Below are 25,022 nucleotides of genomic sequence, written 5' to 3' on the forward strand. Positions count from 1 at the left end.
GCTCAAGCCGACGCCGCGCTTGCGACCTGCTCCGCCGGCTGATCATCGCCGTTGGGATCGCCCGGCGCGGTCGCCCAGGCGAGCTCCACCAGCGTCACGATCCGGCGGCCGCCGCCGTCGAGCTGGACGACGATCAGGCCCTGCTCCTCCATGTAGCCGAGCAGGCGCTGCGCGCGGCGCAGCGAGTGCGAGCCGTAGGCGCGGGCGATCGCGGCATCGCCGGGGCAGGGCCAGCCTTCCTTCGCCGCGCGCGCGATCATCATGAACACGCCCTGCATGTCGTCGGGCAGGATCGAGGCGCGCAGCGCCACGTCCTGCCAGGCGTCGTCTTCGGTGAGATCCGTCCCGAGCCCGGCGCGCGCATGCGTCAGCATGCGCCGGAATTCGTTGAGATCGGGCACCGCCGCCCCTAGGCCCTCGATGCGGCAGCGGACCACGAACTCCTGATAGAGCACGCCGATGGCGCGGAAGCCGGCATCGGGCTCGGCCATCACGGCACGCAGCGTGCGATCCACGCGCTCGCGCCGCTCGGCGAGCTCTTCGGCACTGACGGGAGCCTCGACCACTTCGGCCCGAATCTCCGGCACCGCGGCGGCCTTCGCCGCGCGAAGCTGCTCGAGCAGATCCGGCGCCGGCCGTCGCTGCGGCCGGCTGGCATCGGGCGGCGGTGCGGCGAGGATGACCGCGCGGGCATCTTCAAGCGTGGCTTCCGGCAGCGGCATCAGCCGCGGTGTCGAATTGCGCGGGCTGGTCTCGGTCGGGCCGATGTTGAGGCGCAGCGGTCGGCGCGACAACGCAGGTCCCAGCGCCATGAACTGACCGCGCTCGAGATCGCGGAAGGCTTCCGCCTGCCGCCGCTCCATGCCGAGCAGGTCGGCGGCGCGGGCCATGTCGATGTCGAGGAAGGTCCGCCCCATCAGGAAGTTCGAGGCTTCGGCCGCGACGTTCTTGGCGAGCTTGGCCAGGCGCTGGGTTGCGATGATGCCGGCAAGCCCGCGCTTGCGGCCGCGGCACATCAGATTGGTCATGGCGCCGAGCGAGAGCTTGCGTGCTTCGTCCGAGACTTCGCCCGCCACCGCGGGCGCAAACAGCTGCGCTTCGTCGACGACGACGAGCATCGGGTACCAATGATCGCGGTCGACGTCGAACATCCCGCCAAGGAACGCAGCCGCGCGCCGCATCTGGTTCTCGGCGTCGAGACCTTCGAGATTGAGCACGGTGGAGACGCGATGCAGCCGTGCGCGCTCGCCCGCGACCTGGAGGCCGCGCTCGGTGTGATCCTCGGCCTCGATCACCAGATGGCCGAAGCGCTCGGCCAGCGTGACGAAGTCGCCCTCGGGGTCGATGATGGCCTGCTGCACCCAGGGGGCGCTCTGTTCCAGCAGCCGCCGCAAGAGATGCGACTTGCCGGAGCCCGAATTGCCCTGCACTAGGAGACGGGTCGCGAGCAGTTCCTCGAGGTCCATGGCGGCCGCGGCGCCTGCCGTGGTCTGCCCCATCTCGATCGCAACCGTCATGTCCCCGACTCAAAGTCCCGTCATTCGCGGACAGCGGCTTATCAATCCAGCCGCGGCGCGTCGAGCGCTCCAGCACGAATCAGATGGTGTTGCCCACGCCAAAACCGGCAAGCTCCGCCGTGAGCGGCAGGAACCCGGTGCCGAAAGGCCTCAGCTCGGGGAAGATGATGCAGACCGCCATCGCTCGGCCAAATGACGCAGATCAAGATCGACGGGTTCGAGAGCTGCTATCCGGCCGTATGACCTTTCTGACCTTCTTCACGGCGACCTATTTCCTGCTGGCGGTGCCGGGGCCGACCAACACCCTGCTGGCGACATCGGGGGCCGGAGCGGGCATCTCGCGCTCCCTTCATCTGCTTGCGGCGGAGCTGTGCGGCTATCTGCTGGCGATCGCGGTGCTGCGGCTGGCGCTCGGTCCGGTCATCAGCGACATCCCGATTGCGGCGCTGCTGCTCCGCGTCGCCGTGACCATCTACATCCTGTGCCTCGCGGTCATGCTCTGGCGCGTCAATACGCGCGAGCTGCGCGACGGCGCTGCGGTGACGTTCGGCCAGGTGCTGCTGACGACGCTGCTCAACCCGAAAGCACTGGTCTTCGCGTTCCTGCTGCTGCCGCTTGGGGCCGGGCCGCTCGAACTGCTGCCGTGGCTCGGCGTGATCGTGCTGCAGATTCTCACCGCCGGCGCCGCGTGGATCATTCTCGGCGCAACGCTCGGCCGCGGCGCCCGTCGCCTCGGGCGCCCTGACCTCGTCACGCGCACCGGCGCGGTTACGCTGGTCGCCGTGACCGGCCTGATCTGGCTGCAATCCTTCCTGGTTGCCTGAGCGGACCTCGGTGGGAGCGGCGCTACTGCGCGCCGGAGCCGCCCTGCACGATCTTCTCGTTCAGCTTCTGGTCCACGGTGTCGACGGTGCGGTCGATCTCGGCGTTGGGCACGCCGAGCTGATGCGAGATCAGCTTCACCAGCAGGTCGACGCGTTCGATGAAGGGCGCACCGCTCGCGACCGCGCGCGCCGCCGATGACGGCTTGAGCAGGCTCTCCGCGGCCTTGGCGTACTTCGCGAACGGCACCTGGTCCTGCGGATCGGCGCCGAGGCGGCGGGCGATCGCATCGACATGGTCGTAGATCGTCTGCGAACGATTGAGATCGCCGTGCACGGCGTCGCGGATCGACTGCGGCTCGTTCGGCGTGATGCAGCGGTAATTGCCGGTCAGCAGCATCGACCATTTCGCCAGCGGCACGAACAGGGAATCGAACACTTTCAGCTTCACCGGCACGTCGTGGCCGTCGAGCGTCACCGCGTCGATGTCGGCCTCCAGCTCGCGCAGCAGCTTGTTGTGCTTCTCGTCGGCGAAGACCGACGCCTTGAAGTTGGTGGGCAGGCCGACATGCAGCACGTTGGCGGCCTCTTCCGGCGGCCGGAAGGCCTGCGGGTCGGGCGAGCACAGCGTCACCAGCCCGGGCTCAAACCGCTCCCACACCTGCGCATTGGTGTAGGCCTCCTCGAGATCCATGTCGGCGAGTGCCGGAATCCGCTTCAGGTAGGGCAGGGGCGGCATGTTCATGATCGACAGGCACGGCAGCTTCGCCGCGGCAATCTTGACCATGAGGACGCGCACCGTGTGGTTGGTGTATTGCGGCTCCTGCATCGCGAGGCCGACCAGATCGTAGCGGGAGAGGTCGACATTGGCCGGCGTCACCGCGTCGAGCTTGCCAGGGAGGTTGCGGGAGAAGATCGCCCGGTGCACCGCCTCGTCGCGTAGCTTAATGCGCACCTCGGTACCGTCGCGGTTGATCAGCTCCGCAGTCTTTGCGCGGCAGACCAGGGTCACGTTGTGCCCGGCCATCAGCAGCTTCGTGCCCAGCAGGGAGCCGTAAGAAGCCCCAAGAATCAATATGTTGCGCGCCATGCTCCGTCCCCTGGAAATCTGTGTGATTTTTCCGGCCCCGGCCGTTCCGCGGGGCAGTTGAGGGCATGTAAAGCGAAGCGCAGGGGAATGGCAACTGGGATAATGCATACAAGGGTGCGTCTGGTCCCCGCGGGTTCGAGGGCCAGCCTGGCGGCCTGTTTCGGTCTCGTGTCAACCCAGTGAAGCAAAGATATTCTTCTTTACCGAAATTCGGATTTGTCGTATGTGTCGGTCATCCCGGCTCAATCTCGAGGGGCGATCATGAGGTCGTCATTGTCGCGAGCCGGGCTTGCGGTGGACGCGGCAGCGTCGGGCGCGAAAGGTGCGGGCAGGGAGGGTAGTCCCCGGTGAGCTCGCGGCCGCGCGCGGACGAACGGCGCTGCTAGGTTTCGTCTCGTCTGTAAGTTTCCGGCGCTGTCGACGGTGTCAGGGAATACTGCGGGCGAAATGGCGGGCCGTGCGTACGGCAAAACCGTGTGGTCCTGGCCGTCGTTGCTACGGTCAAGCTCTCGCGAATGCGGCATTGGCGTCAACCGGCGCGGTGCCGGTGACTTTTGCGAGGGTGAGGGAGGCCAGAAGGAACTCGGCTCCCGGGAGAGCACGGCATAAGCCGTCCGACCATCGCGCAGGGAAGGCCGAGTGATTGGCACCACCTGTATGCTGCTGTGCGGTTTTCTGCGTGTGCGTTTTGCGCAGCGGACCGCGGGTGCGATGTCAGCACCCGGTCTTCCCTGCGCCCTCTTGCCGATGAGGGCGGCGAGACGAAGCAAAGCTCGGGCGAAATCAGTCGCGAGAATGAATATGCACGTCTGCGACCACACACTCGCTGTCATCGCCCGGCTTGACCGGGCGATCCAGTACTCCGAGACGACAGTTGTTCAATGCAGAGGCCGCGGCGTACTGGATTCCCCGCCTTCGCGGGGAATGACAGCCGTCACTCGGAGAGCGAGCTATCGCCTCATACTCCGTCATTGCTTCGCTTCGCTCGCAATGACGTTGATGGAGCGCCGCTTCTTGGCGGCCTCAGCCCTGGCTCGCCATGCGCTCGCGGTCGAGATGCTGCTCGATCTTGGGGCGGTCACGCGTGCGCTCGAAGCTGGTGCAGAGCAGTTCGGTCTCCTCGAGCGAGATCGGAGCACGATAGAGCCGGCACATGAATTCGGCGTTTCCACGCCCCTTGCCGGTGCCCGGCCCGCGCTCAGCGAGAAACATGCAGTCCCGGCAGATGCTCGCTTCGAGCCGCTGATGGGCAGCATCGAGGTGATTGAGGATCTCGCGGAGAGAGTCGCGCAGCCTGATGCACTCCTCGGTCCCGAGCGACGTCACCGCGTTGACCACGTGATTGATCGGGTCGTGCTGGCTCAGGCATTTCTCGCCCTGCGGCGTGACGTGCAGGACGACGGAACGCTTGTCCTCATGCGACGGCTTTCGCACCAGGAACGACTTGCTCTCCAGAGTCTTCACGATCTGCGACGCCGTCGCGCGTGTGGCGCCGATGAAGCCGGCCAGTGCGGACGGCGTGCGCGAAAACCTGTTGGCGCGCCCGAGAAAGCGCAGCGCCATCCATTCCCGATCACGCAATCCATGCTGATTGCCTTCGAAATACCAAGCCCGCGCCGCCTGAACCAGCAGCTCGACGGCTTCCCGCGCCAATGGCATGAATCTACCTCGTCCCCGGAACTTCGTCTGCGGCGTCCCGAAGCCGCTTTGCGCCCTGAGTGTCAGACGAGCATGCCCTGTCGAACTCTCGCACAATGGCGCGGATCGCACCGCGCCCGACCTCGGCCGAGGAGCGTCGCATCGTCCGCAGCGAGAAGCCGTATCGCTGATGGCATGCCAACGGCGTGGTCGTCGCGCGGGAGCTCGGGTTGCCGTCGCCGGCAAACGGTGGATCGAAGTGGCTCAACCGAAGCCCCCAAAGTTCAAGTCACAAGCAGACGTTTCTTATACTCAACCAAAACGATGGATGAGCTTCTCAACAAAATCAAGTAGAGACCCTCTCACAGGCTGGATGTCGTCGCAGGCGAATGTAACGTTCAAGGGCAATCTCGTTGTTCGGGACACATGATGGTGAACGCAATACATGGCACGGCGAGTAATATGCACTCGATATTGTGAGAGTTTGATTGCACGCGCGTTGTTGTCTTGCGTTGATGCAAACTGATCGAAGCTTGTGCATCACGATGACGTTTGGCGGCACGTCATCCACAACTTGTGCGTTCTGCCGCGGAATCGTCGAGGGAACTCATTGGAATTGCACGCGGCGGTTGTTCCCGTCGTGCTTGCAGAATAGACTCTTCGATCGCTTGCACAGCGCTTGCCAGCTCGTGCACATCCGAACGGCGAATTCGCTCACGACCAAAATGGGTGAGCCGGTGTGCACGCGCATGCGCTGGAAGCGTAGCGACATGCGCAATCTCTTGTCGAAAACCACGGGCAGGGCGGACGGCAGGCGCCTCACCCCTCTCCACCCGTCAGTCGCCCTTGAGCATGTCCCGAAGCTCGCGGAACGGATCGGCGCTCGGCGGGGCCGACGCGCCCTGTCGCATCGCGTTGTAGATTCGCGGAACCATCTCGACCGCCTGGTCGAGGCCCGAATCACGTCCCGGCTGATAACCGCCCATCAGGCGAAGGTCGCGCGTGTCCTCGTATTTCGCGATCATGGCGCGCAGCTTGCTCACCAATTCGCGCTCCTCGGGGTCCCAGACGTTGTGGGAGAGGCGGGAGACCGAGGCCAGAACGTCGACGGCCGGGTAGCGCGCCTGGTCGGCGATGTGCCTTGAGAGCACGATGTGCCCATCGAGCGTGCCGCGGATGGTGTCGGCGATCGGCTCGTTGTGATCGTCGCCGTCGACCAGCACGGAGAAGATCCCGGTGATGGTGCCGGAACCCTCCTCGCCCGGGCCGGCGCGCTCGAGCAGGCGCGGCAGATCGGTGAAGACCGTCGGCGCGTAGCCGCGCGCCACAGCGGGCTCGCCGGCGGCGAGCGCGACCTCGCGGGCGGCGTGGGCAAAACGGGTGATCGAATCCACCATCAGCAGGACCGATTCGCCGCGGTCGCGGAAATATTCGGCGACGGCCATCGCCGTCTTCGGCGCCAGTCGCCGCATCATCGGGCTTTCGTCGCCCGTCGACACGATTGTGACAGCGCGATGACGGTCGTTGCCCAGCACGTCCTCGATGAACTCGCGCACCTCGCGGCCGCGCTCGCCGACCAGGGCCAGCACGACGGTGTCGAAGCCCTGGCTGCGGGCGAGCATCGCGAGCAGCGTCGATTTGCCGACGCCCGATCCGGCAAAGATGCCGACGCGCTGGCCGGCGCAGACCGGCGCGAACAGGTCGATGACGCGTACGCCGGTGCGCAGCGGCTTGTGCACGCGCGCACGCTTCATGGCCGACGGCGCCTCCGCCTCCGCCGAGACCGCCTGCGACCCTTGCGTGAGCGGCCCCTGTCCGTCCAGCGGCGCGCCGAGGGCGTTGATGACGCGGCCCTTCCAGCTCGGATCGGGCGCAAAGGACAGCGGCGGCATGCGGGAGGCGACCGAACCAAGCCCGCCTGCGAACTGCCGGTCGAACGGCTTGGCGATGATGCCGTCGCTGTCGATCCGCACCACCTCGCCGATCTGGCGCTTGCCGCCGCAATCGACGCCGATGAGCTCGCCGAGCCTGACGAAGCGCGACAGACCGGAGACGCGGAAATGCGTTGGCGCGATCTCGGAGATCGCGCCGCTGACGCTTGCCAGGGGAGTGCTCTGCTGAAGCTCCAGCAGCGCCCACTCGAGTTGCCGAAGAGCGTTCAAGGAAACCGTCCAACCTCATCCTGCGCGCTTGGCGCGTAATCTACTTGCCGGGTTCGCCGAGGGTCCGGATCGCGTTCTGCAGCGAGCTCTCGGTGCCCTCGATCATCGAGTTGGTGCCGTCGAAGGCGCGCGAAGCCGAGATCAGCCGCGTCAGCTCGAGCATCGGATTGGCGCCGGAGCCTTCGACATAGCCCTGCTTGAAGCCGTCCCGGGAGAAGTCCGCGATGGCGGTCGCTGGCCGGTCGGGCGTCACGCCGGAATTGCCATAGCGTTCGAGATTGGCGTCGGCCGGAATGCTGAACAGGCCGATGGTGCCGATCTCGTTGTTGTCCTGGATGATCGCGCCGCTGCGCGCGATCGAGATCGGTCCGCCGTTCGGGTCGAGCGTGATCTGCGCGCCGCCGGAATCGACGATCGGAAAGCCGCTCACGGTCTGAAGATCGCCGTTGGGGGCGATCTGGAGCCGGCCGTCGCGCGTGTAGACCGTGCCGTTCGGACCGGCGAAGGCGATCCAGCCCTGGCCGACCACGGCGACGTCCAGCGGGTTGCCGCTCTCGGTAATGTTGCCCATCTCGCGCGAGATGACGTTGTCGCCGGGCGAGGAGAACGCCACCGGCGTCGGACCGGCCTTGGACAGCACGGTCTCGAACTTCACCACGTCGGTGCGGAACGCGGCCGTGTTGACGTTGGCGACGTTGTTGGCGATCGTCTGGAGGCGCTTTTCGAGGGCGACCTGCGCCGACAATCCCACATAGAGAGCCGATTGCATGACTTACCTGTTGAACTTGATGTTCTGAAGCGTCGTGAGCACGTTGGTATCCATGCTGACCGACGTCGCGGCGCCGGCGATCAGGACCAGCGCGGGATTGGTCGAGCTGTCGTTCCGGGCCTGGGTCGCATCCCACATCGCCGCAAAGCGCTGCACGAACTTGGTCACCTTGGCCGGATCCTGGAAGTCGGTGAGCTTGATCTTGTCCGCGATCATCTTGGCCTGGGCGTCGATGTTGGCTGCGCTGATCGTCGACGGCAGGCCGAGCGCGGTCTGCACCACCTGCGTCAGCGCCTTGTCGGCCAGGATCTGGTAGGCGGTCGTGATCGTGGAAGCCTTGCGGGTGAAATACAGCGCCAAACGCAGGCCTTCGTTCTGATCGCCGGCCTTCTCCTCCATCGTCTGCGTGACGTACTGGGTCGCGGTGCTGGTCGTGGCCGCGGCGGTCTGGGTCGCCTTGTCGCCGAGTGCGGCGAAATTGAAGGCGGTCGCGAATTGCCGGTAGCGGGTGTCGGTCAGCTTGTTGGCGAAGGCGTCCTTGCTCGCGACACCCTCGGTCAGCACCTTGCGCATGAACGCCTTGGCGTAGGTCATGTCGCTGAGGCCATAGGCCTTCATCGCATAGGAATAGAGACGATAGTCCTTCAGGAAATCGTCGATGGTCTTCACTTTGCCGATATGGCCGAGGAAATAGTCGGTGTCGCGGCTGACGTCCGGCTGCTTCGCGACCTGCGTCAGCGACTTGCCCATGTCCCTGGTCAGCCTGGTGTAGTCCGCGATGGTGGATAGCATGACACGCGCCCCTCTGGCCGCAGGTCGCGACCCCGCTTCAAGCTGCCGCCAATTGCTTGCGCGGGGCTGGCGACCTCGAAGCCAGCTTCGCGCAAGCGTCGCCGACTAGGTATTCCAGGTGGGATCGGCGATGGAGCGGCGCGTTGGGCAGTTTCGTGGGGATTTTCATCACGGTAGCGGCGCTGCTCGGCGGCTTTGCCGCCATGGGCGGGCACCTGGCCGTGCTCATGCAGCCGTGGGAGTTCGTGATCATCATGGGAACCGCGGTCGGCACCTTCATCGTGGCCAATCCATGGAAGACGGTGGTGGACACGGGCGTCGCCTGCATGCAGGCCATCACCGGCGCGGTGCCCGGCCAGCGCTACTACCTTGACTTGCTCGGCGCGCTCCACGCTCTGATGCGCGAGCTGCGGGGCAAGGGGCGCAACGAAGTCGAGGCGCATATCGACGATCCCGCCTCCTCCGAAATTTTCAAGGCGTTCCCCAGCGTGCTCGGAGATCCCTCGCTGCTCCAGTTCATCTGCGACTATGTCCGCCTGATCATCATGGGCAATGCGCGCACGCACGAGATCGAGGCGCTGATGGACGAGGAGATCCATACCATCGTGAAAGGCAAGCTGGCGCCCTATCATGCGCTGGTGACGGTGTCCGAGGCGCTGCCGGCGCTCGGCATCGTCGCCGCCGTGCTTGGCGTCATCAAGGCGATGGGCGCGCTCGACCAGTCGCCGAAGCTATTGGGCGGCTTTATCGGTGCAGCCCTGGTAGGCACCTTCGCAGGCATCTTCCTGTCCTATGGCGTGCTTTCGCCCTTCGCGATCAAGATCAAGATGACGCGCGAGAAGAAGTGTCGGCCCTACATCATCGTCAAGCAGACGCTGCTGGCATTCATGAACGGTGCCATGCCGCAGATCGCCGTCGAGCACGGCCGCAAGATGATCTCCAGCAGCGAGCGTCCCTCGATCGACGTCGTCGAAAACGAGACGATCGCAGGTCCCAAGCCCGTCGCTGCCGACGCTGAACCCAAGGCGGCGCGCGCATGATGATGGAAGACGCAGAAGTCGACCAGCGCAAGCAGCTGCCGAACTACCTGCTGGACGCTGCCGGCATATCGATCGAGCGTATGCCGATGCTCAATGTGATCTTCGATCGCATGGCGGCATCGTGCACCGACAGCCTGCAGCCGATGGCCGGAACGCCCTGCTATTTCTCGGTCAACGGCATCACCAACGATCCGCTCGGCGACATCATCAAGGACTACGAGGGCAACGCGGTCGCGGCCGTGCTCTATGCCGAGCAGTGGGATTCGCGCGTCATTATCATGCTCGACCGCGACTTCGTATTCACGATGGTCGAGGCGATGTTCGGCTCTGACGGAGCGGAACCGCCGCTTGACGTCGAACGGACGTTCTCGAACATTGAGATACGGCTGGTCCAGGCGCTGTTCGAGCGGTTCGCCAAGGCGCTGCAAGGCGCCTTCGCCGGAACGTCCAACGTCACCTTCCGCGTCGAGCGTGTCGAGACCGCGATGGCGTCGCTGGCGATCGGACGCGCCAGCAACATGTCGATCTGCGCGAACATGATGGTGCAGGCACTCTACCGCGGCGGTCAGATGTTCCTGATCATTCCGCACTCCGCGCTCAACCCGCTGCGTCAGAAGCTCGCTCACGTGGTCGTCAGCGACGGTCGCGCCGCCGACCCACGCTGGCGCGAACAGATGGAAAGCGAGGTGCAGCGGACCGAGGTGACCCTCAGCGCCGTCCTCGACGAGAAGATGGTGACGCTCGGCGACGTCGTGAAGTTCGAGGTCGGGCAGGTGCTCGAGCTCGAGGCCACGCCGCGCACGCTGGCCCGTCTCGAAAGCAACAATCAGGTGTTGTTCTGGTGTCAGATCGGCCAGCTCGACGGCTATTACGCCATGCAGGTGGCAGATCCCGTCGATCAGAAGCGGGAGTTCGTCGATGATATCCTATCTCGTTGATATCGTGCTGCTGGTTGCGCTCGCCTTCACCAGCCTGCGGGTGACCAGGATGCATCGCGAGCTGGCGCGGCTGCGCAGCTATCAGGGCGAATTCTCAACCATCATGCACGAGACCGCGGGTGCCTTCGACACGGTCATCACCGCGGCGCACGATTCCACGGCGAATCTCGGACGCCTCGCCAACGTGCTGAGCACGAAGATCGACCAGGCTCACGAGGCGATCGCAGCGCTCGATGCCCGCAGCGGGCTCGCACCCGCGGCGACGGCCGCGACCGCCGAGCTGAACAAGCACTGAATGCCGGCACCGGCAGAGCAATACGGCCGGAACGCCACGGCGCTCCGGCAGCGGAAGTACCAAGAGGCGATACCATATGGCGCAATCATTCGACTACGAGTCTGCACCTGCATCGGCTGAGACCGAGACGTCACCGCTGGAACGCCTGGCCGAGATCGCCCAGCGCACGGCCGAGGAGACCGGCAAGTTCGCCAATGTCGACGCCATCTTGCGCATTCCCGTCACGATGCAGGTGGTGCTGGGATCGGCAACCATTCCGGTGGCGAACCTGATGAAGCTCGGACGCGGCGCGGTGGTTCCGCTCGATCACCGGGTCGGGGAGCCCGTCGACGTCGTCGTCAACGGCCGCATCGTCGCCCGCGGCGAGGTGGTCGTCGTCGAAGAGGACAATTCCCGCTTCGGCGTCTCACTCACGGAGATCGTCGGACCGCTGGGGCAGGGTGATACCTGAACATGGCGGCACCGGTCGGCATCGCTCCCGTCAAGCAGCGAGGCGTTACCACGCTGGGCGGCACGGAAAAGGTCGCCGCGCTCCTGCTGGCCATGGGCCGGCAGGCGGCGGCGAGCGTGCTTCAGCAGTTCGAGCCGCAGGAGATCCGCATCGTCACCAAGGCGGCGGCGGAGCTGCGGCCGATCACCGCGCAGGAGCTCGAGGGGATCGTCGAGGAGTTCGCCCAGCAGTTCTCGATGGGCGCGAACATTCTCGGCACCCTCGGTGGCCTGGAAGCGGTGCTCGGCGACGTGCTTCCGGCCGATCAGGTTTCGGCGATCATGACGGACCTACTCGGCAATTCGAGCCGCTCTGTGTGGGACCGCGTCTCGTCGGTGTCGGAAAATTCGCTGGCCACCTACCTGTCCAAGGAGCATCCGCAGACCGCGGCGCTGATCCTGTCCAAAGTCAAGCCGTCCTGCGCCGCCAAGGTCATGAGCCAGCTGCCGTCGAGTCTGCGCAACGAGTTGATGCGGCGCGTGCTCAGCCTCAAGCCGATCGTTGATGACGCGATGAAGGTCCTCGAGAAGACGCTGCACGAAGATCTGACGCTGAATTTCGCCCGCAACCTCGGCGCCGACACCTACGCCCGCGTCGCCGACATCATCAACAAGATGGAGCGCGGCCACATCGAGGACATCCTGAAGAGCCTGTCGGAGAAGCGTCCGAAGTCGGCCGAGGTGCTAAAGGAGCTGTTGTTCACCTTCGACGACGTCATCAACCTGGCGCCGAAGGCGCGCACCATGATCTTCGACCAGGTTCCGACCGACCGCATCGTGGTCGCACTGAAGGGCACCGACAAGCATTTCCGCGAGGTGATCCTGTCCGCGGTCGCCTCGCGCGTCCGCCGCGTCGTCGAGGCCGAGCTCGCGATCGGCGAGCCGTCGAACCAGCGCGACGTGCTCGAGGCGCGCCGTGTGATCACCGACCTTGCACTCGACCTCGCGGAGAAGGGCGAAATCGAGCTCAACCCCGAGCAGGAGGATGGGCTGGTCTTCCGCTGACCGCTGAACGGGCATGGCAGAAACATCCGATCAGGAGAGCAAGACAGAAGAGCCGACCGAGAAGAAAGTCCGCGATGCGCTCGAACAGGGCAAGATTCCGGTCTCTCGGGAGGCCTCCATTTTCGCCTCCATGGCCGCGCTGATGGTGATCCAGGCATTCCTGATCGGCCAGGGCGTGCAGCAATTGACGCCGACGCTGAAGAGCCTGCTCGACGATCCCGAGGGCTTCCCGCTCTCGACCGGTGCGGACGCGCAGAACCTGCTCACCGTGGTCGGCCTGCAGGCGCTGCGGTTCCTGGTGCCCTTGGTGGTCATCCTGGTGGTGTTCGGGCTCGCGGCCTCGCTGCTGCAAAACGCGCCGCGCCTGGTGCTCGAGCGGATCAAGCCTGACTTGTCGCGAATCTCTCCCGTCAGCGGCTGGAAGCGGTTGTTCGGGACGCAGGGCCTGATCGAGTTCGCCAAGTCGCTGTTCAAGCTCGCCGCGGTGACCGCCGTGGTCGCCTTCGTGCTGCGCTCATCCGAAGCAAGGGCCTTCGAGGCCATGTACACCGACCCGGTCGCGCTGCCGGAGATGATCCTCAACATCGCGATGCGCATCGTCTCGGCGATCTGCATCGCCACCATCGTGCTGGTGGCGATCGATCTCGCTTGGGCGCGCTTCCACTGGCGGCGCGAGCTGCGCATGACCAAGCAGGAGATCAAGGACGAGCACAAGCAGGCGGAAGGCGATCCCCTGATCAAGGCGCGCCTGCGCTCGCTGGCGCGCGACCGTTCGCGCCAGCGCATGATCGCCTCGGCCTCGCGCGCGACGCTGGTGATTGCCAATCCGACGCACTTCGCGATCGCGCTGCGCTACAAGCGCGAGGAAAACGCCGCGCCGCTGGTCGTGGCCAAGGGCATGGACGTGATCGCGCTGAAGATCCGCGAGATTGCCGAGCAGAACCGAATCCCCGTCATCGAAAACAAGGCGCTGGCGCGCGCGCTCTACGAGGCAGTCCAGGTCGATCAGGTGATTCCGGCGGAATTCTTCCGGCCCGTTGCCGAGATCATCTACTTCCTCCAATCCAAGCAGGCGCCGCGGCCCGAGAACGTTCGATAGATTTCCGAGGATGGTGCTTCGCGCAACAGCTTGACGAAAGCTTAACGCCCTAGGCTCGTCCCGAATGGATCAGAATGGGGCCGTCGTGGGACCGCTTTTTCTCTTCGAACTCGCATCGTCGCAGGCGCGCTATCTCGAGCTGCGTCAGTCGACCATCGCCACCAACGTCGCCAACGCCAACACGCCGGGCTTTCGGGCGCGCGACGTCGAGCCGTTCAACAAGGTGCTCGATGGCATGCCGGTGAGGCTTGCGACGACGTCGCCCTCGCACATGCAATTGGCCGCAGCCGAGACCGACACGCGGGCGACCGCGAAGAGGGACAGCTGGGAAGTGGTTCACTCCGGCAATTCCGTCAGCCTCGAGCAGGAAATGATCAAGGGCAGCGACGTCAATCGCGACTATTCGACGAACGCGGCGATCGTGCGGTCGTTTCACCGCATGGTGCTGTCGAGTGCAAAGGCCTGAGGTGAATTGACATGCTGGATTCACTGAGCGCCTCCCTGACGGTCGCAAGCTCCGGGCTCGAAGCGCAGTCGACGCGCATGCGCATCGTCTCGGAGAACCTCGCGAACGCCACCTCGACGGGGCGCGCCGCCGGCGCCGATCCGTATCAGCGTAAGACCATCACCTTCGATGCGGCGATGGATCGCGCCTCCGGCGCGCAGCTCGCGAAAGTCAAGGAGATCGGGGTCGACACCACGCCCTACCGGGTGGAGTACGATCCGGGGCATCCCGCCGCCGACAAGGCCGGCTACGTCAAGCTGCCGAACGTGAACATGATGATTGAGATGGCCGACATGCGGGAGGTCAACCGCTCCTATGAGGCCAATCTCCAGGTCGTGAAGCAGGTGAGGTCCATGCTCGGCATGACCATCGATCTCTTGAGGAGCTGACCATGCTTGAGGCGATTTCATCCACCGCGATTTCCGCAGGGCAAGCCGCGAGCCGTGCGACCGAGACGCAGGCCGTCTCGCCGGCGGCGACCACCGCGATCCAGACCAGTGACGACGTTGGCTTCGAATCGGTGATGAAGCAGGTGACGTCGGATGCGATCGGGACGCTGAAGGCGGGCGAGGCGGCATCGATCTCGGCAATGCAGGGCAAGGAATCGACGCGCCGCGTCGTGGAGGCGCTGATGTCGGCCGAGCAGGCCCTGCAGACGGCGGTCGCGGTTCGCGACAAGGTCGTCCAGGCCTACCAGGAAGTCGTTCGGATGTCGATTTGATCTGAAGGAGTGGGACCAGTGAAATCGCTCGCCATTGCGGCCACGGGCATGAACGCCCAGCAGACCAACATCGAAGTCATCGCGAACAACATCGCCAACATCAACTCGACCTCCTACAAACGGGCGCGCGCGGAGTTCACCGATCTGTTCTACCAGATGGACCGCATGCAGGGCGTCGCGAATACCAACGGCTCCTCGCCGATTCCGGAAGGTGCCAATCTCGGCCTCGGCGTCAAGTCCGCGGCGATCCGCAAGCTGCACATCCAGGGCGCGCTGACGCAGACCGGCAATCCCTATGATCTCGCGATCAACGGACGTGGCTGGTTTCAGGTGCTCGGCCCCAACAACGAGGTGCAATACACCCGTGCGGGCTCGTTCAACGTCAACGCCAACGCTCAGCTGGTCACGATCGACGGTTACCTGCTGGATCCCGCGATCACCATCCCGCAGGGGGCGGTCGAGGTCACGGTCAACCAGACCGGCCAGGTGTTTGCCAAGCTCGACACGGAAGTGAATCCGCGGCAGATCGGCCAGCTCAACCTCGCCAACTTCGCTAACGAAGCGGGTCTCGAGCCGCTGGGCAGCAATCTCTACAAGGAGACCACGGCGTCCGGCACGCCGGTCGTCGGTCTGCCGGGCGATGCCGGCTATGGCAAGATCAACCAGAAATGGCTCGAGGCCTCGAACGTCGACCCGGTCAAGGAAATCACCGAGTTGATCTCGGCACAGCGTGCCTACGAAATGAATGCCAAGGTCATCCAGGCCTCGGATGAAATGGCCCAGACGGTCTCGAAGGGCATGCGTTAGTTCCGGTGTCTCGATGTTGAACAGGGTGGGCCTGATCGTGCGCGGGTTGGCCGCCGTGCTGCTGGTTCTCGTCGCGGCGCGGGTCGCCGCGGCCGAGGAGAAGCGGCTTCCCGTGCCGGCCGTCTCGATCCGCGCCGGCGAGCTGATCCGCGAGGAGATGATCACCGAGCGCGCCTTCGCGCCGAGCCTGCTCGGCGTCGCCATGTTCATCGAGGGACGCCAGATCCTGGTCGGCCGCATGGCGCGGCGTGCGCTGTTCCCGGGCCAGCCCATTCCGACGAACGCGGTGGAGGACCCCTGGACCGTCGCGCGCGGCGCCATGGTCAAGGTCGTGGTCGAGGACAGCGGCCTGTCCATCGTCACTTACGGCTCGGCCATGCAGTCGGGTGCGGCCGGCGCGCTGATCCCCGTGCGCAACACGGACACCGGCGTGATCATCAGGGGCGTCGTCCAGCCGGACGGCAGCGTCAAGGTCATGGACGGGTCATGACCAGGCTCCTGCTTGCGCTCATGCTGCTGGTGTCGGCCGCCAGCGCCCAGGCGGCCGTCCGCATCAAGGACATCGCGGACATCAAGGGTTTGCGCGAGAACCAGATCGTCGGTTACGGCCTCGTCATCGGCCTCAACGGTACCGGCGACACGCTGCGCAACGCTCCCTTCACCGAACAGTCCCTGCAGTCGATGCTCGAGAACATGGGCATCAACGTCAGGAACGAGACCACGAGCACCAACAATCCCCCGCGTCCGACCACGCTGCGCACGCGCAACGTCGCAGCGGTGATGGTGACGGCGGACCTTCCGCCTTCGATCGGGCCCGGCGAGCGCATGGACGTCACCGTGTCCTCGCTCGGCGATGCGACGTCGCTGCTCGGCGGCACATTGGTGATGACGTCGCTGCGTGCGGCGGACGGCGCCGTCTATGCGGTGGCACAGGGCGCGATCACGGTTGCCGGCTACAGCGTCGGAGGCCAGGCGCAGAACGTCAGCCAGGGCACGCCGACGGCCGGGCGCATCCCGAACGGTGCGCTGGTCGAACGCGAGGTGCAGGGAAGTCTCCACGAGATGGAGTTCCTGGTGCTACAGCTGAAGAACCCGGACTTCGTCACCGCAACGCGCATCCTCGACGCTGTCAACCGCTACGCCGGCGGTCGCTACCGCGCGCAGATCGCCTTCGAGCGCGACTACCGCACCATCGTGCTGTCGAAGCCGCGTCATGTCGGCCCTGTCCGCTTCCTCGCCGAGATCGGCGAATTGGTGGTCGAGCCGGATACGCCGGCGCGGGTCGTGATCAACGAGCGCACCGGCACGGTCGTGATCGGGCGCGACGTGCGGATATCCACCGTCGCCGTGACCCACGGCAATCTGACGGTTCGCGTCACGGAGATGCCGGTTGTGTCGCAGCCGGCGCCGTTCTCGCGGGGACAGACGGTGGTCGTCCCGCAGACCGTGGTCGAAGCCAACGAGGCCGGATCGCAGGTGGCGATCCTGAGCGGGGTCGATCTCCAGCGCTTGGTGCGCGGGCTGAACCAGATTGGCCTGAAGCCATCGGGGATCATCGCGATCCTGCAGGCGATCAAGACGGCAGGCGCGCTCCAGGCTGACGTCATCGTGCAATGATCCGCAAGCGTCGTGCAAGCTTGGTCGCTCAATGCTCAGGTCTGAAGCGAGAATCGCACGCGGCCCGATGCTGAAGCTGGATCACAAAGGCAAACTCCTCCTGCTGGCCGCGGCAGCAATGCTCGCGAGCGCCTCGCCCGCGCTCGCCTTGGACGAGGCCAAGCCGTCGAAACCGCTCAACCTGCTCTCCTTCGCCCGCGCCCGCGCGGGCGGACCGCAGAAGCCGCAGCCGTCGGCCACCGCGACACCTATCGACAATGCGTCGGTCCGGGCCACGGCATGGGCGGCCGAAGATTCGGGCCCCGCGGTTACCGGTGCGGTGCCGGAGACACCGGCGCCGGTCCGTCCGGCCAGGCCCGGCAGCGTCACGGCGCCGCCGAAGCCTGCGCCGCCGCAGGCTGCGCCGGCCCCCGACAACGAAATCGCGCTGTTCTGCAGCAACGTCGCCGATCCCGCCGTCGACGCCAGGCTGGCCTGGCAGCTCAAGGAGCTCGAGAAGGCCGAGAGCCTGCTGCGCGAGCGCATCGCCGAGGTCGAGGCCAAGCGCGCCGAATACGAGAAGTGGATGGCGCTGCGCGACGACTTCCTGAAGAAGGCCGAAGCGAGCGTCGTCGAGATCTATTCGCGCATGAAGCCCGAAGCTGCGGCGACGCAGATCGCCGGCATGGCCGACGAGACCGCCGCCGCCGTGCTCGCCAAGCTCAGCCCGCGCAGCTCGAGCGCGATCTTCAACGAGATGGACACGGCACGCGCGGCGCACCTCGCAGACCTGCTCGGCGGCATGCGTCGCGTGGACGACGGAAAGAGCAAATAGATGACCAAGCCGATCCTCATCCTCTCGCTGCTCGCGGCGTCCGTACTTCTGGCCGGTTGCTTCCATGATCCGGCCGAGGTCCTGACCGGTCCGCAGATGTCGCCCGTCGGCAGCGGCCTGCGGATGCAGGCCGATCCGATCCCGGTGACGCCGCGCATGCGCACGCCCGTCAGCTATCGCTCGACCTGGGACGACGGCACCGATCTCTACCGCGATCCGCGCGCCCGCCGCACCGGCGACGTCGTGACGGTGATCATCTCGATGCAGGACAAGGCCAAGCTCGACAACAAGACCGGCCGTTCGCGCGATTCGCAGGTCAAGTTCGGGCTCGACTGGCTGATGGACATCGCTGGATGGAACGACACGGGTTCGGCCAACGCCAATCTCAGCACCAATACCCAGATCAAGGGCAACGGCCAGATCGACCGCACCGAGGACATCAGGCTCTCGATCGCGGCCGTCGTCACCGACGTGCTGCCGAACGGCAATATGATGATCAGCGGCTCGCAGGAATTTCGCGTCAACACGGAGATGCGCGTGCTCAAGGTCGGCGGCATCGTGCGTCCGCGCGATATCTCGCGAGCCAACACCATCTCCTACGACAAGATCGCCGAGGCGCGCGTGTCCTATGGCGGGCGCGGAAATCTGTCGGACGTGCAGCAGCCTGGATGGGGACACCGGATCTATGACGCCGTGGCACCATTCTGAGGCCCGAGCCGGCCGGATCGCGCCGCGATGGCGGGCGACGCCATGCGCCTGATCGCCGCGATCGTCGTGCTGACCCTGATCGCGATCGGCGCGGGCGCGATTGCCGGTCTGCATCTGATCGCGACCGCCGAACGCGTTGCCGACGCCAAGAAGAACGCCACATCGCCGCCGATCGCGTCGAGTTACGCCGGCAGCGCGCGGCTCAGGAAATTGTCTCCGATCGTGACCAATCTCGCCGCGCCGGCGAACAATTGGGCGCGCATAGAAGCCTCGATGGTGACCGACAGCATGAGCGACGAGGATGCCGGCATTCTGGCCGCCCACATCAGCGAGGACATCGTGACCTATCTGCGGTCGGCGACGGTCGCGCAGTTCGAAGGATCGCGCGGGCTCCAGCATCTGCGCGACGACCTGACCGAGCGCGCCAATATCCGCTCGTCAGGCAAGGTCCGCGAATTGATCATCGAGACGCTGGTGATCCAGTGAGAGTGAAAGTCCTGCTGCTCGCGCTGGTTCTGGTCGTGCTGCCCGAAGCGGCGCTGGCCCAGATTCCGGACCTGAATTCGCTACTGCCGCCCGGAAACGGCTCGACCAGCGGCCGGATCATCCAGCTGATGGCGCTGATCACGGTGCTGTCGGTGGCGCCGGGGCTGCTCATCATGGTGACGAGCTTCACGCGATTTGCGGTGGCGTTGTCGTTCCTGCGCGCCGGTCTCGGCCTCCAGACCACGCCCGCCAACCTGGTGCTGATCAGCCTCGCGCTGTTCATGACCTTCTATGTCATGGCGCCGACCTTCGACCGGGCCTGGGAGAGCGGCGTCCAGCCGCTGATGAAGAACGAGATATCGGAAGAGGAAGCCTATCTGAAGATCACGGACCCGTTCCGCGAGTTCATGCTGGCCCATGTCCGCGACAAGGATCTCCAGACCTTCGAAGCGCTCGCCGCCGAAAGCTTCCGCAGGAAGTTCGACGACAAGCGGGTCGATCTGCGCGTCATCATTCCGGCCTTCATGATCTCCGAGCTCAGGCGCTCGTTCGAGATCGGATTCCTCATCATCCTGCCGTTCCTGGTGATTGACATGATCGTGGCGACGCTGACCATGTCGATGGGCATGATGATGATGCCGCCGACGATCCTCGCGCTGCCGTTCAAGATGCTGTTCTTCGTGCTGATCGACGGCTGGAATCTGCTGGCCTCCGGGCTGGTCCGCTCGTTCTCGTGAGCGCCGCGAGCGCCCGCCGGCCGATTATGGTTAAACGAAACGCGCTGGATATGGTTAGCGGCGCGTAATTTTAACCATATGATTTTGCTGCGGAATTCAAGCTCGTCTTAATGCGGAAGCAAGATTCGGCGTGCTAGCAACACGGTACGGCGGGTTGGACCCACACAGATCGGTCCAAAGGCATGATGCCGCCCTTCCGTACCGGTGAAAGCCCGGTATGTCCCCTCGTGAAAATGTAAACGCGTACATAAAGGGACATTCGCAATGTCAAGCCTGCTTACGAACTCGACTGCCATGACCGCACTCCAGACCCTGCGGTCTGTGGGTTCGCAACTCTCCACCACGCAGAACCGGATCTCGACCGGCCAGCGCGTCGCCACCGCGTCGGACAACGCCGCCTATTGGTCGATCGCAACGTCGATGCGCTCCGACAACGCCGCGCTCTCGGCGGTGTCCGACTCGCTCGGCCTGTCTGCCGCGACCGTCGACACCGAATACACCGCTCTGACCTCGGTGATCGGCGACAAGGACTCGGGTCTGACCAAGCTCCAGGCGCTGCTGGTCCAGTCCAAGACTGCAGGTATCGACCGCACCAAGATCCAGGCGGACATCACCCAGATCCAGCAGGACATGAAGCTGAAGGCCAACTCGGCGACCTTCAACGGCATCAACTGGCTGAGCACCACGACGGGTACCACCCCGACGAGCTTCAGCCTCGTGTCATCCTACTCGCGCGTCGGCGGCACGCCCACCATCGGCTCGATCACGGTGACGACGGCCAACTACACGCTCTACTCGACCACGCAGACCGGCATTCTGGATACTGTGGCTGGCAGTGCGTCGGTCGACACGATCAACATCGCCGCGCTGACCGACTCGGCGGCCGACCAGACCACGCTCGATGGCTACATCGCGCAGGTCACGACTGCGATCAACTCGGTGGCCTCGGCCGCCGCCAATCTCGGTGCCGTCAAGAACCGTATCTCGACCAACACGAACTTCGTGAAGTCGCTGATGGACTCGGTTGACCGCGGTGTCGGTCAGCTCGTCGACGCCGACATGAACGCGGAATCCACCCGCCTGGCCGCCCTTCAGGTCCAGCAGCAGCTCGGCGTGCAGGCGCTCTCGATCGCCAACAACAGCAGCCAGAGCATCCTGTCGCTGTTCCGCTAAGCGGAAGTCATCGGAGGAGGGCCGCGCTTCTCGCGAAGCGCGGCCCTTTCGTTTGGGCATGGCCACGCGCGCCCAAGTCCGGCCGACTGTTGCGGCCGGAACACAGGGCCACAAGCCCCGCACAAGCTTCGCTCGCTAACCTCGCCGCTACGACAGATTGGGCCTTGAACCCGCGTTTGCGGCACGCCCAAAGGCATGACGCCGCCCTGTCGTACCGGTGCAAGCCCGGTATGTCCCCAACTCAAGTCAATCTTCAAAGGGACATCAAAATGGGTTCTAGTCTTCTCACCAACTCCTCCGCCATGACCGCGCTGCAGACCCTGCGGTCTGTCAGCACGCAACTCGCCACCACGCAGAACCGGATTTCCACCGGTCAGCGCGTGTCCACCGCTTCGGACAACGCCGCCTATTGGTCGATCGCAACGTCGATGCGCTCCGACAACGCCGCGCTGTCCGCTGTCTCCGACTCGCTCGGCCTGTCGGCTGCGACCGTGGACACCGAATACACCGCTCTGACCTCGGTGATCGGCGACAAGGAATCCGGCCTGACCAAGCTCCAGGCGCTGCTGGTCGAAGCCAAGACCGCGGGTATCGACCGCACCAAGATCCAGGCGGACATCACCCAGATCCAGCAGGACATGAAGCTGAAGGCCAATTCGGCGACCTTCAACGGCATCAACTGGCTGAGCACGACGACGGGTACCACCCCGACGAGCTTCAACCTCGTCTCGTCCTACTCCCGCGTCGGCGGTACGCCCACCATCGGCTCGATCACGGTGACGACCGCCAACTACACGCTCTACTCGACGACGCAGACCGGTATCCTGGACACCGTGGCCGGCAGCGCCTCGGTCGACACGATCAACATCTCCGCGCTGACCGACTCGGCCGCCGACCAGACCACGCTCGATGCCTACATCGCGCAGGTCACCGCCGCCATCAACTCGGTGGCCTCGGCCGCTGCCGATCTCGGCGCGGTCAAGAACCGCATCTCGACCAACACGGAATTCGTCAAGACCCTGATGGACTCCGTGGATCGCGGCGTCGGCCAGCTCGTCGACGCCGACATGAACGCGGAATCGACCCGCCTTCAGGCCCTGCAGACGCAGCAGCAGCTCGGCGTTCAGGCGCTGTCGATCGCCAACCAGAACAGCCAGAGCATCCTGTCGCTGTTCCGCGGCTAAGCGGCGCTCTCGAAAACGACCGTGCTCCCTCAGGGAGCACGGTCTCCGCCGTGATGGTGGGCGCCGACTCGCGACGTGCCGGCAATCGTACCTTCGTCATCGTCTTGCGACCTGCCGCAGCCGGTCGGGCCGCAATGCGCCCGGCGCTCGCTCGCGGCTGCCAAACCGATTGCGTCGCCCCGTCTTGCATAATTGCAACGCCTCGCCAGCGAACCCACGCATTCGCGCCTCGCGCAACCTTCAGACAAGGTTGGCAGCTGAGTGTCGTCACCATTCGCATTGGTACGAGGTCATATGCTCAGTCGTGCGCAGGTACAGCAACTGCTCAACAATCTGCTGGAGCTTGGGCCGCGACGCCTGATGGCCTTGGGACTGATCGGTTTTGCGGTTCTCGTCACCGTCGTCGGCGGCGCCTATTATCTCAGCCGCCCCGAGTTCGAAACGCTCTACACCGGCCTCACCCGCGAAGACGTGACGCGCATCGGCGCGGCACTGCGCGAGCAGAACATCACCTTCGACGTCAATTCCGCCGGCGATGCGGTCTCGGTGCGTCCAAGCCAGACCATGCAGGCGCGGATGCTGCTCGCCGAGAAGGGGCTGCCGACCAGCGCCAATTCCGGTTACGAGCTGTTCGACAAGATCGGCTCGCTCGGGCTGACCTCGTTCATGCAGGAGGTCACCAAGCTGCGCGCGCTCGAAGGCGAGATCGCCCGCACCGTCCAGCTGATGAAGGGCGTGAAGGCGGCGCGCGTGCATATCGTGCTGCCGGTGCGCGGCTCGTTCCGCGCCACGCAGCAGCCGCCTTCGGCATCGGTCGTGCTGCGCACCGACGGCGCGATCGAGGCGCGCACGGCACAGTCGATCCGGCATCTCGTCGCCGCCGCCATTCCCGGCATGAGCCGCGACAAGGTGACGGTGCTCGATGCCGACGGCTCGATGCTGCTCGCCGAAGAGGACGAGGCCAGCGCCGCGCCAACCAAGATGGCGAGCCTGCAGAAGACGGTCAGCGGCATGGTGCAGGAGAGCATTCGCAAGGCGCTGACGCCGTATCTGGGCCTCGACAATTTCGAGGTGAGCGTCGCTCCGCAGCTGTCCACCGACAAGCGGCAGATCAACGAGACGGTCTACGATCCCGAGAACCGCGCCGAGCGCTCGGTGCGGGCCGTACGCGAGAAGGAATCCTCGCAGAACGCCGACCGCTCGTCGCCGACCACGGTGCAGCAGAATCTCCCCGACCAGCAGGTGAATGCGGGCGGCGGCAAGAACTCCAGCGAGGACAAGACCCGCCGCGAGGACGTCACCAATTTCGAGGTCTCCTCCAAGACCACAACGACGGTCAGCGACGGCTATTCGGTCAAGAAGCTGTTCATCGCCGTCCTGGTGAATCGCGCTCGGCTGGTTGCCGATCTCGGCGACAAGAGCAACCAGGCCATCATCGACAGCAAGCTCGCCGAGATCAGCCAGCTCGCGGCGACCGCGGGCGGATTGGACAAGGCGCGCGGCGATCAGATCCAGGTGACGGCCGTCGATTTCATCGAGGGCTCGCGTGAGCTGGCGCCGGTGCCGCCGATCAGCTTCGTCGAGATGATCAACAAGCAGCTCGGCAGCGTCATCAACGCGATCACGATCCTGGCCGTGGCTTCGATGCTGGTCTGGTTCGGGCTGCGGCCGGCGGTCAACGGCATCCTGACCCATCGCGCGGAGCAGGAGCAGGCCGAGGCGGCCGAGGCCGCCCAGCTCGAGGCCTCGGCGGCCCTTGCGCTGCCCGACGGCGAGGAGGCCGAGCTCAACCTCGTCGAAGACCTCGAAGGCAAGATGCAGCGAACGCCGCAGAAGCGGCTCGAGCAGATCGTCCGGCTCGACCAGATGCAGGCGGCGGCGATCCTTAAAGACTGGATGCGACGCGAGGAGGCGGCATGAACGCGGCAATCGGAAAACTCCTGACGCAGTTCGATGCGAATGGCCGGGTCAAGTCGTCGCCGCCGCCCCCGCCTCCAAAAATCCAGGACGTGCTGACCAGGCCAAAGGAGGCGAGGCGCGATCCGCAGCCTCAATCGCAGCCGCAGGCCCACACGCAGCTTCAGGCTCAGTCCCCGGCCCCCGCGACGGAAGCGCCGCCGGTCAATCTCCTGGACGATGCCTATCGGCGCGGCCATGCCGCGGGCGTCGCGGAAGGCGACGCCAAATTGGCCGAGGAGCGCGTCCGCAGCGCGATCCGGCTCGGCGAAGAGCGGGCGAAATGGTCCGACCAGCAGGCGGTCGCGATCGTCAGCGGCTTCGAGGCGGCCTGCCGCGAGATCGAGACCAATATCGCAAGCTCCGTGGCGCGGATCCTGCTGCCGTTCCTCGCCGATGCGGTGCGCGACAAGGCGATCGGATCGCTGGTCGAGCAGATCGCGGCGCTGACCGGCAGCTCGTCGGCGCCGGCCTTCAAGGTCACCGGCCCGAGCGAGCTGCTGGACCTCGTGAAGACGCAGCTCGAGGCGTCCAGGCGAACGGGCATTGCATACGTGGCCGCCGAGACGCTCGAGGTGCGCGTCGTGGCCGACCAGACCGTGATCGAGACGCAGATCTCCGCCTGGAGTGAACGCCTCAAGGAAGCGCGCCGGTAGTCC

The 25,022-nt window shown here is 65.2% G+C and carries 27 protein-coding genes; 21 read left to right on the top strand and 6 right to left on the bottom strand.

Annotation, left to right across the window (positions count from 1 at the left end; all coding sequences use genetic code 11):
- Positions 1-2 precede the first annotated feature (2 nt).
- On the bottom strand, positions 3-1,517 hold the full coding sequence (locus tag I6F33_RS09210) for an ATP-binding protein (RefSeq protein WP_225123905.1): 1,515 nt from the start codon (positions 1,515-1,517) through the stop codon (positions 3-5).
- Between the two features lie 239 nt (positions 1,518-1,756).
- Between I6F33_RS09210 and I6F33_RS09215 the strand changes: the two genes are divergently transcribed.
- Positions 1,757-2,341, top strand: coding sequence for a LysE family translocator (locus I6F33_RS09215; RefSeq protein WP_036027459.1), 585 nt, complete (start codon positions 1,757-1,759; stop codon positions 2,339-2,341).
- Between the two features lie 22 nt (positions 2,342-2,363).
- Here I6F33_RS09215 and I6F33_RS09220 read toward each other — a convergent pair whose 3' ends face one another.
- From I6F33_RS09220 to I6F33_RS09240, 5 genes are all read right to left on the bottom strand, one after another.
- Positions 2,364-3,428, bottom strand: coding sequence for a ketopantoate reductase family protein (locus I6F33_RS09220; protein ID WP_036006955.1), 1,065 nt, complete (start codon positions 3,426-3,428; stop codon positions 2,364-2,366).
- A gap of 1,023 nt (positions 3,429-4,451) precedes the next feature.
- Positions 4,452-5,087 carry a MarR family winged helix-turn-helix transcriptional regulator gene (locus I6F33_RS09225; protein WP_036006959.1) on the bottom strand — a complete coding sequence of 212 codons (636 nt, stop codon included), beginning with the start codon at positions 5,085-5,087 and terminating at the stop codon, positions 4,452-4,454.
- An 815-nt stretch (positions 5,088-5,902) separates the two neighbouring features.
- On the bottom strand, positions 5,903-7,228 hold the full coding sequence (fliI, locus tag I6F33_RS09230) for a flagellar protein export ATPase FliI (RefSeq protein WP_225142115.1): 1,326 nt from the start codon (positions 7,226-7,228) through the stop codon (positions 5,903-5,905).
- Between the two features lie 40 nt (positions 7,229-7,268).
- Positions 7,269-7,997 (bottom strand): flagellar basal-body rod protein FlgF, encoded by a 729-nt coding sequence (gene flgF, locus I6F33_RS09235; RefSeq protein ID WP_225134438.1) that lies wholly within the window; start codon positions 7,995-7,997, stop codon positions 7,269-7,271.
- 3 nt (positions 7,998-8,000) lie between these two features.
- Positions 8,001-8,789, bottom strand: coding sequence for a DUF1217 domain-containing protein (locus I6F33_RS09240; protein ID WP_225142116.1), 789 nt, complete (start codon positions 8,787-8,789; stop codon positions 8,001-8,003).
- Positions 8,790-8,932: 143 nt separating this feature from the next.
- Between I6F33_RS09240 and motA the strand changes: the two genes are divergently transcribed.
- The 20 genes from motA to I6F33_RS09340 all read left to right on the top strand — a co-directional run bounded on the left by motA (position 8,933) and on the right by I6F33_RS09340 (position 25,019).
- A complete protein-coding gene (gene motA / locus I6F33_RS09245) occupies positions 8,933-9,829 on the top strand; it encodes a flagellar motor stator protein MotA (RefSeq protein WP_036006971.1) in 897 nt (298 codons plus the stop codon).
- A complete protein-coding gene (locus I6F33_RS09250) occupies positions 9,826-10,767 on the top strand; it encodes a flagellar motor switch protein FliM (protein ID WP_036006973.1) in 942 nt (313 codons plus the stop codon). The genes motA and I6F33_RS09250 overlap by 4 nt, the downstream gene beginning before the upstream one ends.
- Positions 10,748-11,062: a hypothetical protein gene (locus I6F33_RS09255; RefSeq protein ID WP_036006976.1), complete on the top strand. Its 315-nt coding sequence runs from the start codon at positions 10,748-10,750 to the stop codon at positions 11,060-11,062. Before I6F33_RS09250 ends, I6F33_RS09255 begins: the two co-directional genes overlap by 20 nt.
- A gap of 76 nt (positions 11,063-11,138) precedes the next feature.
- The gene (fliN, locus tag I6F33_RS09260) at positions 11,139-11,513 is read left to right on the top strand and encodes a flagellar motor switch protein FliN (RefSeq protein WP_036006979.1); all 375 of its coding nucleotides are present in this window, start codon (positions 11,139-11,141) and stop codon (positions 11,511-11,513) included.
- A 2-nt stretch (positions 11,514-11,515) separates the two neighbouring features.
- Positions 11,516-12,556: a flagellar motor switch protein FliG gene (locus I6F33_RS09265; protein WP_036027431.1), complete on the top strand. Its 1,041-nt coding sequence runs from the start codon at positions 11,516-11,518 to the stop codon at positions 12,554-12,556.
- A gap of 13 nt (positions 12,557-12,569) precedes the next feature.
- A complete protein-coding gene (flhB, locus tag I6F33_RS09270; RefSeq protein ID WP_036006984.1) occupies positions 12,570-13,655 on the top strand; it encodes a flagellar biosynthesis protein FlhB in 1,086 nt (361 codons plus the stop codon).
- 64 nt (positions 13,656-13,719) lie between these two features.
- A complete protein-coding gene (gene flgB / locus I6F33_RS09275; RefSeq protein WP_225142117.1) occupies positions 13,720-14,121 on the top strand; it encodes a flagellar basal body rod protein FlgB in 402 nt (133 codons plus the stop codon).
- A gap of 11 nt (positions 14,122-14,132) precedes the next feature.
- Positions 14,133-14,549, top strand: coding sequence for a flagellar basal body rod protein FlgC (gene flgC, locus I6F33_RS09280; RefSeq protein WP_036006988.1), 417 nt, complete (start codon positions 14,133-14,135; stop codon positions 14,547-14,549).
- A gap of 2 nt (positions 14,550-14,551) precedes the next feature.
- Positions 14,552-14,881, top strand: a complete 330-nt coding sequence (locus tag I6F33_RS09285; RefSeq protein ID WP_036006990.1) for a flagellar hook-basal body complex protein FliE — start codon at positions 14,552-14,554, stop codon at positions 14,879-14,881.
- 18 nt (positions 14,882-14,899) lie between these two features.
- Positions 14,900-15,688 carry a flagellar basal-body rod protein FlgG gene (gene flgG / locus I6F33_RS09290; RefSeq protein WP_225142119.1) on the top strand — a complete coding sequence of 263 codons (789 nt, stop codon included), beginning with the start codon at positions 14,900-14,902 and terminating at the stop codon, positions 15,686-15,688.
- A gap of 13 nt (positions 15,689-15,701) precedes the next feature.
- Complete coding sequence (gene flgA, locus I6F33_RS09295) at positions 15,702-16,178, top strand: flagellar basal body P-ring formation chaperone FlgA (RefSeq protein WP_225142121.1); 477 nt, start codon at positions 15,702-15,704, stop codon at positions 16,176-16,178.
- Positions 16,175-17,305: a flagellar basal body P-ring protein FlgI gene (gene flgI / locus I6F33_RS09300; protein ID WP_225142123.1), complete on the top strand. Its 1,131-nt coding sequence runs from the start codon at positions 16,175-16,177 to the stop codon at positions 17,303-17,305. Before flgA ends, flgI begins: the two co-directional genes overlap by 4 nt.
- A 67-nt stretch (positions 17,306-17,372) precedes the next feature.
- Positions 17,373-18,119 (top strand): MotE family protein, encoded by a 747-nt coding sequence (locus I6F33_RS09305; protein ID WP_225142124.1) that lies wholly within the window; start codon positions 17,373-17,375, stop codon positions 18,117-18,119.
- The gene (gene flgH, locus I6F33_RS09310; RefSeq protein ID WP_057030122.1) at positions 18,120-18,827 is read left to right on the top strand and encodes a flagellar basal body L-ring protein FlgH; all 708 of its coding nucleotides are present in this window, start codon (positions 18,120-18,122) and stop codon (positions 18,825-18,827) included.
- Positions 18,828-18,869: 42 nt separating this feature from the next.
- Complete coding sequence (locus I6F33_RS09315) at positions 18,870-19,313, top strand: flagellar basal body-associated FliL family protein (RefSeq protein ID WP_036037699.1); 444 nt, start codon at positions 18,870-18,872, stop codon at positions 19,311-19,313.
- On the top strand, positions 19,310-20,050 hold the full coding sequence (gene fliP / locus I6F33_RS09320) for a flagellar type III secretion system pore protein FliP (RefSeq protein WP_036007014.1): 741 nt from the start codon (positions 19,310-19,312) through the stop codon (positions 20,048-20,050). Before I6F33_RS09315 ends, fliP begins: the two co-directional genes overlap by 4 nt.
- 264 nt (positions 20,051-20,314) lie before the next feature.
- Positions 20,315-21,223 carry a flagellin gene (locus I6F33_RS09325; RefSeq protein WP_057030125.1) on the top strand — a complete coding sequence of 303 codons (909 nt, stop codon included), beginning with the start codon at positions 20,315-20,317 and terminating at the stop codon, positions 21,221-21,223.
- 269 nt (positions 21,224-21,492) lie between these two features.
- Positions 21,493-22,407 (top strand): flagellin, encoded by a 915-nt coding sequence (locus tag I6F33_RS09330; protein WP_057030126.1) that lies wholly within the window; start codon positions 21,493-21,495, stop codon positions 22,405-22,407.
- Between the two features lie 294 nt (positions 22,408-22,701).
- Positions 22,702-24,327, top strand: coding sequence for a flagellar basal-body MS-ring/collar protein FliF (gene fliF / locus I6F33_RS09335; RefSeq protein WP_036046274.1), 1,626 nt, complete (start codon positions 22,702-22,704; stop codon positions 24,325-24,327).
- Entirely contained in the window at positions 24,324-25,019 is a 696-nt protein-coding gene (locus I6F33_RS09340) for a hypothetical protein (protein ID WP_036027422.1), read from the top strand. Before fliF ends, I6F33_RS09340 begins: the two co-directional genes overlap by 4 nt.
- Positions 25,020-25,022: the final 3 nt, after the last annotated feature.

This window comes from Bradyrhizobium sp. BRP20 (assembly GCF_020194215.1).
Lineage (GTDB): Bacteria > Pseudomonadota > Alphaproteobacteria > Rhizobiales > Xanthobacteraceae > Bradyrhizobium > Bradyrhizobium yuanmingense.